Genomic DNA, 3,105 nt, shown 5'->3' with positions numbered 1-3,105 from the left:
GCAGGCCGCGTGCATCGGCAGGCGAAACGGCGCCCGGATTGAAGGCGCTTTCCTGACGCGCGATCGCATAGGCGAGCGCCATGCCGGAGCCGGAAATATTGGCATCCGTTGGAATGACGCCGATGGGGAAGGCAAGCGCCGCCACATCGATCCCGCGACCATAGGCAATCTTGCCGATCTGCAGCGACAGCGAATGGGTGCGGTCCTTTTCGGCCTGATAGGCGAGGATCGCCAGTTCGCCGGGGCTGGTCAGCTCGTCGGCAAGTGCAAGGTAGAGCCGGTCGGCGCGCCAGCCATGGCCGACCGATTGCAGCCGGTTGATGGCCTGCACGGCGGGGTTCTTCTGGAAACTGGCACGGTCGGCCGGCGTCGGGCTCGGATAGTCGACGTCAAACTGCGTCTGGCCGAGCTTCTGCAGGGCTAGCTGGCCGTAGAAGGTGGTCGGATACTGGCCGGCGCGGCGATAGAAATCGCGCGCATTGCCCGGCCCTCCGGCTTCGGCGGCGCGGCCCTGCCAGTAATAGGAGCGTGCGGCCGAGATCGGCGTCGGCGAAATCTCGACGATCTTGGCGAAATGAGCGGCGGCGGTGCGACCGTCATTGAGGCCGCGCAGCGCGATCCAGCCGGCGTGGAAGGCCTCGTCCAGCTGGTCCAGACGCCCGTCGGGCATGGCTGCGGCGACGATCTGGTAGGCCTGGCGCGGATTGCCCTCCTCATAGAAATGGCGGCCGACAATGCGGCTTTCATCCCACCACTGGTCCGGGCTGACCATGGCTGCCTGACTGCGTGGCGCCTTCTTCAGGAGAGCGGCGGCCGTGTCGAAACGGTTGTTCTGCCGGGCGTTGCGGATCTGGATATAGAGAAAGCCCGGATCGCTGCGCCAGGAGGAATGGACGGCGTTGATCAGGCTTTCGGCATTGGACTGACGGCGGATCACGGCCGCCCAGGCATTGTAGAAGGACTGCGCGTTGCCGTATTCGGAGAAGCGCTTGGCCTGCGTCGCGCGGTCGCGGTAGAGCAGGTAGATCATGCGGTTCTTGTGATCCTCCTGCGAAAGGATCGAGCCGAAGGCGTTGATGAACTGGTTTTCCGTCGCCGTGTCGAGCGCCCACCCGCTCCAGGCGCGGTTGACGATGTCATGCGCCTTCTGGCGCTGGCCGGTGGCCAGGAGCGCCTTTCCAAGCAGCAGCGTGCCTTCCGACGTCTCCGGCAGGGAATTGCCGAAGGCGGCGATGACGGCGTTTGGGGAAGGGTTCTCATCGGCGAAGGCGCGCTCGGAATGGGCCCTCAAGGCAGAAAGTCCGGGCCAACCCTTCAGTTCCTGCTGCGCCTCGGCGATCTCGGAGGAGGGGACGCCCTTGTCGCCGGAAAGCGCGATCGCCCAGCTGAGGATCTGGTGGTCGAGCGAGTTTTCGGGAAGACGGTTGCGGTCGCGCAGCGCGGTCGAGACGTCGGATTCCTTCAGCGCGTCGAGCCCGTGTTTCAGGATCGAGCTTGAGGCGGGGTTCGCCACGGGCTGGGTGATTGCGCCGGTGATCTCCATGGAGGGCGTTCCGGCCAAGCCATCGGGTCTGGCATAGGGAATGGGGGCGACGGAGGGAAACTCCTGCGCGGCGGCAAGCGCAATGTCGGTCACGGCCACGGAAGCGGCGAGCGAGAGCATCAACAGGGTTTTCTTCATTCGAGCGTCCCGGGAACGAATTCAACAGCGCCTGAAACTATCGGTCTCCTCGGTTAAAATCGGCTTAACCCTGACGAATTTCAAGGGCTGCGGAAGACCCCTCCAATGCCGAACGCAATGCTTGCAGTGCCCCATGTCCGGCATTATGGTGCGTTCGATTTTGAAACAGGAATGCGGCTTTAAAATGAATGCCGCCAGGAGAAGCCGCATGTTCAAGGGGTCCATTCCCGCCCTTGTCACCCCGTTTACCGAGAACGGAGCGTTGGACGAGGCGGGCTTTGTCGATCACGTCAACTGGATGATCGACGAAGGCAGCCACGGGCTCGTGCCGGTCGGGACCACCGGCGAATCGCCGACGCTCAGCCACGACGAGCACCGCCGCGTCGTCGATCTGTGCGTCGAGGCAGCTGCGGGCCGCGTGCCTGTCATTGCCGGCGCGGGATCCAACAATACGCGCGAGGCGATCGAGCTCGCGCAGCATGCGGAAAAGGCCGGCGCGGACGCCGTTCTGGTGGTGACGCCCTATTACAACAAGCCGACCCAGAAGGGCCTTTATGCCCATTTTGCCGCGGTTGCCGAGGCCATCACGCTGCCGATCATCATCTACAATATCCCGCCGCGCTCGGTTATCGACATGCTGCCGGAAACGATGGGCCAGCTTGCCAGGGACTGTCCGAATATCGTCGGCGTGAAGGACGCCACCGGCAAGATCGAGCGCGTTTCCGAACAGCGCATCTCCTGCGGCGCGGATTTCATCCAGATCTCCGGCGAGGACGCCACCGCGCTCGGCTTTGTCGCCCACGGCGGCGTCGGCTGCATCTCGGTGACCGCCAATGTGGCGCCGAAGCTCTGCTGCGCGTTCCAGACGGCCTTGCTGAACGGGGACTTCAAGACCGCGCTTTCCTATCAGGACCGGCTGATGCCGCTGCACAAGGCGCTGTTTCTTGAACCCGGCGTCAGCGGCACTAAATATGCGCTCAAGAGAATCGGACGGATGAGCGATGCCGTGCGTCTGCCGCTTCTCGGCGTGGAGGAACGCACGGCCGGCGCCATCGATGCCGCCCTGCGCCACGCCGGACTGATCGACTAGCGCATCGGTCCGGAAGTTGGATTGAATTCAATAAGTTAGAGCGTTGGTCGAAAAAGCGGAACCTGTTTTTTTTCGACCGACGCGACAAGGGAAAGAAACGAGATCATCGGGCGCTTCATAATGAGCGCCCCAGGATCTGGACGCAGGCAAGCGCCGCTCAGGCATACGGAAAAGACCATGGCTCCGAAAGGCAGCAAGGGCGACGCTTTCAAGACCGTCGCCGAAAACCGCAAGGCGCGGTTCAACTACGAAATCCTCGACACGCTCGAGGCAGGCCTGGTTCTGACCGGAACCGAGGTCAAGTCGCTGCGCGAGGGCAAGGCCAATATCGCCG

General features: G+C 63.3%; 3 protein-coding genes. 2 read left to right on the top strand and 1 reads right to left on the bottom strand.

The window, feature by feature from the left end:
- A partial coding sequence (locus AC5DC2_RS21855; RefSeq protein ID WP_491700006.1) for a transglycosylase SLT domain-containing protein occupies nt 1-1,681 on the bottom strand: 1,681 nt, incomplete at its 3' end.
- A gap of 208 nt (nt 1,682-1,889) precedes the next feature.
- Here AC5DC2_RS21855 and dapA point away from each other — a divergent pair.
- Nucleotides 1,890-2,771, top strand: a complete 882-nt coding sequence (dapA, locus tag AC5DC2_RS21850) for a 4-hydroxy-tetrahydrodipicolinate synthase (RefSeq protein WP_491700005.1) — start codon at nt 1,890-1,892, stop codon at nt 2,769-2,771.
- A 177-nt stretch (nt 2,772-2,948) separates the two neighbouring features.
- Nucleotides 2,949-3,105: SsrA-binding protein (locus AC5DC2_RS21845; RefSeq protein WP_491700007.1), on the top strand; the 157-nt coding region annotated here is incomplete at its 3' end.

This window comes from Martelella sp. (assembly GCF_984369615.1).
The sequence above is the reverse complement of the archived record's forward strand: the minus strand, read 5'-3'. Positions and strand labels throughout refer to the sequence as shown.

Coding starts and splice junctions, on each gene's coding strand:
- dapA (WP_491700005.1), top strand. CDS start 1,890: ATGTTCAAGGGGTCCATTCCCGCCCTTGTCACCCCGTTTACCGAGAAC.